This window comes from Candidatus Sordicultor fermentans (assembly GCF_012728195.1).
GTDB classification, from domain to species: domain Bacteria; phylum Atribacterota; class Atribacteria; order Atribacterales; family Caldatribacteriaceae; genus Sordicultor; species Sordicultor fermentans.
This window is the reverse complement of the sequence record NZ_JAAYFP010000211.1, coordinates 20,652-27,796: the sequence shown is the minus strand read 5'-3', so window position 1 is coordinate 27,796 and position 7,145 is coordinate 20,652. Positions and strand designations below refer to the sequence as shown.

Below are 7,145 nucleotides of genomic sequence, written 5' to 3'. Positions count from 1 at the left end.
TCTAAATCTATCTTTAACGCTCGTTTTTCATCCATATTCCAATCTCTCCTGCCCTCATCTTTTGTAGACTAATCCATATTATAATCTAATAGTGGTTAAAAAACACCACTCAATTTTTATTTCAATATTCTATGAAAATGTTACCTGAAGCAATAGCTGTTAGGTTATCGATTCTCTCTTTCTTTCCTTTCCTGGATAGTTTATCATATTTTTAATTTCCCTCATAAATGATCTCTCTTCGTGCCTGCGAGAGATACTTCATCTCTAATCCCCCCCTTAAGAATATTCTCTTAAGGGAATATTAATTTCACTTTGATTTTAGTTGAGGCAATTCGATCTATTGACAAACTTTAGGGAAGACGATACACTACGCTTGTAGTGGTCTGAAAGTCTGAACAAAGGAGGTGAAGGAAATTGGGGGATTTCACATTAATAGATAATTTAAAAAGATTTCCATAAGAAAATATATATTTTTTGTATAATTGCTGATATATCAGATATTAAATATTAACTATTAACTATTATAAGGAAATAGGAGGTGACATGTTTTCTGGTTTTTGATTAAGAGAGAAACTTTAGTTTTTTGAAAAATCTTGAGAAGGGAGTGAGTAGATTGAGGAAGTTTTTTGTATGTTTTTTGATGTTTGTGTTGTTTTTGAGTACTGCAGGAGTTGCTTGGGCTCAGGAGTGGCCAGAAAAGGAGGTAGAAATAATTATTCCCTGGGAAGCAGGGGGAGCCACCGATGTATTGTATAGAGCAGTTGCTAAGTATTTTCCCAAATATGCTAATGGCAAACAATTGATTATTAAGAATGTACCTGGAGGAGGATCGGCTATAGGTTATGGTGAGGGCGCCAAAGCCAGGCCTGATGGTTATACTCTGGTTGCTGCTGTTAACCCTGTTATTACCAGAGCATTAATGGGGCCTGCTCCTTATCATCCTATTGAAAGCTTTGATCCAGTATGTCTGCTGGTAAATAATCCCTGCTATATACTAGTAAATAGTAAATTAAAAAAATGGAACAGTCTTCCCGAGCTGGTTGAGTATGTCAGGGAAAACCCGGGAGTGGTGACGGTAGGTAACAGCGGTGCTGGTGGTGGTAACCATTTGGTGGCATTGTGTTTTGAGAGCGCTTTTGACCTGAAGTTCATTCATGTACCCTTTGATGGCGGAGGTCCCTCCGTTAATGCTTTGCTTGGAGGGCATATTGATACAGTAGTAGCTTCTTCCCCTGAGGGTTTCCCTAACGTAGAAGCCGGTGAGCTGGAGATGCTTGCAGTTTTTGCTGAAGAGCGGCTTGGGAAATTTCCCCAATTTCCTACAGCTCAAGAACAAGGTTATGACTTTACGGCATTCATGTGGAGGGGCGTGGTAGTTCCCAAAGGAGTAGATCCTGAAATTGTAGAACAGATTGCTGAAGTTTTTAAGGCAGTGCTGGAAGACCCTGATTTTCAGAAGGATGCCGAAAACTTAGGGCAAAATGCGCTATATCTTGGCCCAGAGGAGTTCGGAAAGCACCTTGCTTCAGAGTTTGAGCGTTACCAAGAGATTATCACCAAATATGGGCTAGGAGAATTTTACAAATGATTTTGCGGTGTCCCCTTCTACAAGGGGACACCGAGGAGGTATCGCAAAATGGGGAAAGCTGATATTATAATTGGATTTTCACTCTTGTTTGTTTCGGGGTTTCTTCTAATAGGGGCGATGGGGCTTCCTCAAAGCCACGTGGGTATAAGTCCTGGTTTGTTTCCCGCTATTGCTTTGGGGGGTTTGATGGTTTTGAACCTATTTTTAATTTTAAGGGGATTGAAACAAAGAAGGGAAAAGGCGCAGTCTTATTCTGCTTCTTTAAACTTAAATTTCGAAAAAATTAAGAAAATCGCGATTTTTGTGGTCTTTGCTTGGTTGTATATTCTTCTTTTACCTCTCTTGGGATTTGTTTATGCATCAGGAATTTTTTTCTGGGTGATTTTTATTCTTGCCGGAGTAAATCAATGGGGTAAAGCTTTAATCCTTTCTTTTGGGTCGAGTATCATAATGTACTTCGTTTTTTATCGAATTTTTATGGTCGCTTTACCTCGACCTGCTTTACCAATTCCCTATCCTTTTTGAGATAGATATTTCTGGAGGTAGAAAATGGATGTCATTCAGATAAGCCTTGTGGAAGGATTGAGACAAATTCTTGACTTTCAGACTCTCCTGTATATTTTTGGAGGAGTGGTTTTCGGCTTTATAGTTGGTGCTTTGCCCGGTCTTTCAGCTTCGACTGGCATTGTTCTTGTTCTGCCTCTTGTTTATCATATTCCGGCTGCAGAAGCAATAATGATTATGCTCGGAATATATGGAGGAACTATGTTCGCTGGTTCCATACCTGCAATTTTGATTCGTACGCCCGGAACTCCTTCCGCTGCCGCTACTGTCCTTGACGGTTATCCCATGGCCCAGAGAGGAGAAGCAGGTCTTGCTCTTTCAACTTCAGCTATTGCTTCTTTTGTAGGGAGCCTGCTCAGTGCAATAGCTCTTTTCTTGATTGCTCCGCAAATTGCCAGGGTAGCACTTAAGTTTGGCCCACCAGAATTTTTTTCTCTGGTGGTTTTTGGCCTCACCGTTATTGCTAGTGTAACCGGAAAAGATGTCATTAAAGGTTTAATCTCTGCTCTGCTGGGGCTCTTTCTAGGTACTATGGGAATGGATCCCATATCAGGTTATTCCCGATTTACTTTTGGTTCTTATGCTCTTGAAGGAGGGTTACCACTTTTACCGGTAATGATTGGTCTTTTTGCGGTTTCTCAAGTGTTGAGAGACATAGAGGAGGCAGGAATAACTTACCAGGTGATTAATAAAATAGGACGAATTTGGCCTTCCCGGGAAGAGCTGAAAAGAATTTTAGGGGCTTCTCTCTTTGGATCAGCAGTGGGTACATTAATTGGCGCAATTCCCGGTATTGGTGGTTCAATAGCCACTTTTTTAGCATATGGTCAGTATCGCAAGTTCTCTAAAAGAGGAGAAGAGTTTGGTAGCTGAGTGTTAGAAGGAGGTGCTGTTCCAGAATCGGCTAACAATGCCACAACTGGAGGAGCGCTTATTCCCCTTTTAACTCTGGGTATTCCTGGAGATATTGTTACCGCGGTAATGCTGGGAATCTTAATTCTTTTTGGAGTAAATCCTGGACCCATGCTCTTCCGGGAACAACCTGAAGTAGTGAACCGGCTTTTTGCATCCATGTTCGTGATTGCTTTTTTTATTTTAGTGTTGGGGTTGTTTGGAGCGCGATTTTCTCCAAAAATACTCGCCATTCCCAAAAAAATTCTTTCTCCTTTAGTACTTTTGTTATGTGTAGTTGGGGCTTATGCAGATAGTTCAAGTGCTTTTGGAATTACAGTTGCTCTGGTATTTGGAGTGATAGGTTATTTTATGGAGAAGTTTGATTTTCCAGTGGCTCCATTGCTTATCAGTATGATTCTTGGTCCTATTGCTGAGGGAGAATTAGGTCGGAGTCTTCTGATTTCAAGGGGTGACTGGTCAATACTCTTTGTTCGTCCTATTTCGCTTTGTTTTTTAATTCTGGCAGGATTATCGCTGTTCTTTGCCTTTCGAAAAAAAGATTAGAAAGAGGTGGAGACTATGTTGGAGAAAAATAATCTGGATTCTTCCGTAAAGCAGGAGATTCAAGAAAAGTTAGTCCGTCTTCGCAAACTTATAGAAGGAAAAAATTTGAAGGCCTTACTTTTAAAAAGGCATGTAAATTTCAGCTGGTTGACTGCCGGTGGGACTAATGTCCTCTGTATGGCTCAAGATACTGGGGTGAGTAGCATCTTGGTTACTGATGACAGAAGCTATGTTATAGTCAGTAATATTGAGGCCCCCCGGATGAAGGAGGAAGAGAAAGTAGTTGCAAAAGGGTTTGAACTTGTGGAATATCCCTGGTATGAAGAAAATGAAATGAAAATTGTGCGAGAAATTTGCGGAGAGGGTAGTATTGGTTGTGATATTACTTTTCCAGGAACTCAAGATTTATCAGGAGAAATTAATCGCTGTCGTTATCAGCTTCTGGGAACAGAAAAGGAACGTTATCTCTGGTTAGGTAAGGAAGTTTCCTGGACACTCGAAGAAGTACTGTGTAGTTTGCATCCTGGTGTGCTTGAATCGGAGGTAGCTGCAGAAATTGCTCTCAGACTCTGGAAGAAAAGGATTGAACCTATTGGACTCCAGGTAGCTGCTGACGAACGTGCTTATCGGTTCCGCCACCCGGTAGCTTTTCGAAACTCGGCTAGAAGGTTATTGCTGGCAAGTGTCATGGCTAGATATGGTGGTCTGGTAACCACGGTAACCCGCATGGTTTATTTTGGAACACCTTCGCCAGAATTCTTGAAACAATATCGTGATAATGTACGTATCGAATGCGAGATGATCGCTCTCTCAAGACCTGGTAACAAAGCTGTACTCCCTCTTCAGAGAGCAGTAGAGCTTTACCAGGAGCTGGGATATCCTGAGGAGTGGAAACGTCATCATCAGGGAGGAGCGATGGGTTATTTGCCTCGAGATTACCGGGTAGATTTTGAGTGCCAGGAAAACATTCTCGAGAACCAGGCTTTTTGCTGGAATCCATCTATAGCTGGTACTAAATCCGAAGATGGTTTTATTTCTACTTCTCATGGCCCACTATTTATAACTTACCCGGTACGTTTTCCGGTTTTTAACCTAGAAGTGGAAAATCTTCATTTTGAGCGACCAGATCTGCTTTTGCTTTAGGAGGGTGAGCTATGAGCCATAAGCAAATAGGATTTGCAATTGTTGGTTATGGGCTTGCTGCAAAACTCCACGCTCAAGCTCTTACTCAGCTTGACGAGGCAAAACTAATAGCTATAGTGGGTAGGAATACTAAAAAAGCTTCCGAGCTGGCTGAAAATTTTGGAGTAGAAGCTCTTTCCCTTGATGAGGCTTTGAGAAGGGAAGATATTCAGGCTTTTATTGTAGCTACTCCTACGGGTAGTCACCTTGAGGTAGTTAAAGAAATTGCTCCTCGAGGTAAACACCTCTTGGTGGAAAAGCCTCTAGAAAGCAATTTACAACGTACCGATGAATTAATCCGAACCTGTGAGGAAGCAGGGGTTATCCTTGGTGCTGTTTTTCAGCATCGCTATGATGATGCTTCTCTTATGCTTAAAGAGTATAAAGAGAGAGGGCTTCTGGGTAGAACAGTAATGGGAAGTGCTTATGTAAAGTGGTATCGGACGCAGGAATATTACGATACTCGGCCCTGGAGAGGACGTGTAGAGACCTCTGGTGGTGGGGCACTTGCTATTCAGGCTTCACACAGTATAGATCTTTTGCTCTGGTTTTTAGGTGAACCTGAGAAAGCATGTGGTTTTATGAATACTCTGGCTCATACGGGAATAGAAGTCGAAGATGTGGCAGTGGCCTCTATTCAGTTTAAGGATGGAGCTCTAGGTAGCATCGAAGCTAGTACAGCTACGTATCCTGGTTTTCCGGAGAGACTGGAGTTTCATTTTGAGCGAGGGAGTGCCATCATTGAAGGAGGCAAGATAGTCTATCTTAATACTCTTTCTGAGGAAATACCGGTTATAGAGCGAGGACAAGGTGGCCTATCTGGAGCAAGTGACCCTGCTGGTGTGGATATTCAGCCTTTTGTAAGAATGCTCCAGGACTTTGTTAACGCTCTGAGAGAAGGTAAGAATCCCCCCTTGGATGGTCGAGAAGGAAGAAGAGCAGTGGAATTGATTGAAGCAGCACGAATATCTGCTCTGGAGAGCAGAGTGGTAGAACTTCCTCTCTAACAAGATAAGTCATCCTATTAAATTTAGTAAAGAAATATTTATTAGGTATAAAACAATGTTTATAAATTAGATATTGAATTTTTTGCCAGGTTTGATAAAATTAGGATGTGATATATCAGGTATTACATGTCACAATCTAATGGTTTCTTTAACAATTGAAAAATTGCTGGTTTGGGCAAAATAGGGATTTTCCATAAATTAAGGGGGTGATTAAAGCATAGATGGTAAACGTTCTTAAGTTCTTATTTTGGAGTTTCTTATTGATTTAACATTAATTTAAAAAAGGGAGGTTTACTAAGATGCTTAAAAAACTAACTGGAATTATCATTGTGTTAGCGATGGTAGTGGGATTCTGGGCTTCAGTTGCTCTGGCTCAGGAACAATATGTTTTGAGGTTTAATCATGTGTTGGCTCCCGGTCACCCTTATCATGAAGGGTTTCAGAAATGGGCTGAGCGGGTATATGAAAGAACCAATGGGGGTTTAAAGATTGAGGTTTTCCATAGTGCTCAATTGGGAGTTGAAGAAGACATCATAGAGCAGATCCGTCAAGGTGTTCCGGTGGGACAAAATACTGATGCTGCTCGCCTCGGTAACTATGTACCTGAAATTGCGGTAATAAATGGTCCTTATTTTGTAGAAAGTATTGAAGAGGTCCAAAAACTTCATGAATCCCCTTCGATTCAGGAATGGATAGACAAGCTGGATAAGGAATATGGTCTTAAAGTGCTGTCCTTTAATTGGGTGCAAGGTTACAGGCACTTTATGACTAAGGATAAGGAAGTTAGAACTCCCGAAGATTTAAAAGGTCTGCGTATCCGGACTGCACCTGCTCCTATCTGGCAGGAATCTGTTCGAGCATTGGGGGCGACCCCTGTTGCTTTGAACTTCGACGAAATGTATACTGCCTTGCAGCAGGGTGCAATAGACGGAGCAGAATTAGTGTATGATAATGTCACCTCAGGTAACCTTTATGAAGTTCTCAACTACATCAGTGAAACTCGTCATTTCTTGCTGGTAAACTTCGAAGTAATAAGCAGCAAATGGTTTTACAGTCTTCCTGAGGAGTATCAAAAAATTTTAGTGGAAGAGTGTGACCGGGCAGGTCTGGAAACTTCTTACTTGATTGAGGAAAATACTGAGAAAACTAAAGAAATAATTCGGGAAAAAGGCGTGACTATAATTGAAGATGTTGATCTGGAAGCGTTCAAAAAAGCTGGAGAAGCAGCCTATGAGGTCTTAGGCATAAGTGAAGCCAAAGAGAAAGTTTACCAGGAAATTGGAAAGTAGTAGGTGAAAGATTGTTATTACCCCCAAGCCAACTTGGCTTGGGGGTAATAAGACATA

The 7,145-nt window shown here is 41.4% G+C and carries 5 protein-coding genes and 1 pseudogene; all 6 read left to right on the top strand.

The window, feature by feature from the left end; translation table 11 throughout:
- Nucleotides 1–613 precede the first annotated feature (613 nt).
- The 6 genes and pseudogenes from GXZ17_RS10450 (at nucleotide 614) to GXZ17_RS10425 (ending at nucleotide 7,088) form a co-directional block, all read left to right on the top strand.
- Nucleotides 614–1,588 carry a Bug family tripartite tricarboxylate transporter substrate binding protein gene (locus tag GXZ17_RS10450; protein WP_409377224.1) on the top strand — a complete coding sequence of 325 codons (975 nt, stop codon included), beginning with the start codon at nucleotides 614–616 and terminating at the stop codon, nucleotides 1,586–1,588.
- Between the two features lie 48 nt (nucleotides 1,589–1,636).
- A complete protein-coding gene (locus GXZ17_RS10445; protein ID WP_409377223.1) occupies nucleotides 1,637–2,113 on the top strand; it encodes a tripartite tricarboxylate transporter TctB family protein in 477 nt (158 codons plus the stop codon).
- A gap of 24 nt (nucleotides 2,114–2,137) precedes the next feature.
- Nucleotides 2,138–3,610: pseudogene (locus GXZ17_RS10440) on the top strand (tripartite tricarboxylate transporter permease).
- A gap of 15 nt (nucleotides 3,611–3,625) precedes the next feature.
- Nucleotides 3,626–4,753 carry a M24 family metallopeptidase gene (locus GXZ17_RS10435; protein ID WP_409377222.1) on the top strand — a complete coding sequence of 376 codons (1,128 nt, stop codon included), beginning with the start codon at nucleotides 3,626–3,628 and terminating at the stop codon, nucleotides 4,751–4,753.
- A gap of 11 nt (nucleotides 4,754–4,764) precedes the next feature.
- Entirely contained in the window at nucleotides 4,765–5,799 is a 1,035-nt protein-coding gene (locus tag GXZ17_RS10430; protein WP_409377221.1) for a Gfo/Idh/MocA family protein, read from the top strand.
- Nucleotides 5,800–6,098: 299 nt separating this feature from the next.
- Nucleotides 6,099–7,088, top strand: coding sequence for a C4-dicarboxylate TRAP transporter substrate-binding protein (locus tag GXZ17_RS10425; protein WP_409377220.1), 990 nt, complete (start codon nucleotides 6,099–6,101; stop codon nucleotides 7,086–7,088).
- Nucleotides 7,089–7,145: the final 57 nt, after the last annotated feature.

Coding starts and splice junctions, on each gene's coding strand:
- GXZ17_RS10445 (WP_409377223.1), top strand. CDS start 1,637: ATGGGGAAAGCTGATATTATAATTGGATTTTCACTCTTGTTTGTTTCG.
- GXZ17_RS10435 (WP_409377222.1), top strand. CDS start 3,626: ATGTTGGAGAAAAATAATCTGGATTCTTCCGTAAAGCAGGAGATTCAA.
- GXZ17_RS10430 (WP_409377221.1), top strand. CDS start 4,765: ATGAGCCATAAGCAAATAGGATTTGCAATTGTTGGTTATGGGCTTGCT.
- GXZ17_RS10425 (WP_409377220.1), top strand. CDS start 6,099: ATGCTTAAAAAACTAACTGGAATTATCATTGTGTTAGCGATGGTAGTG.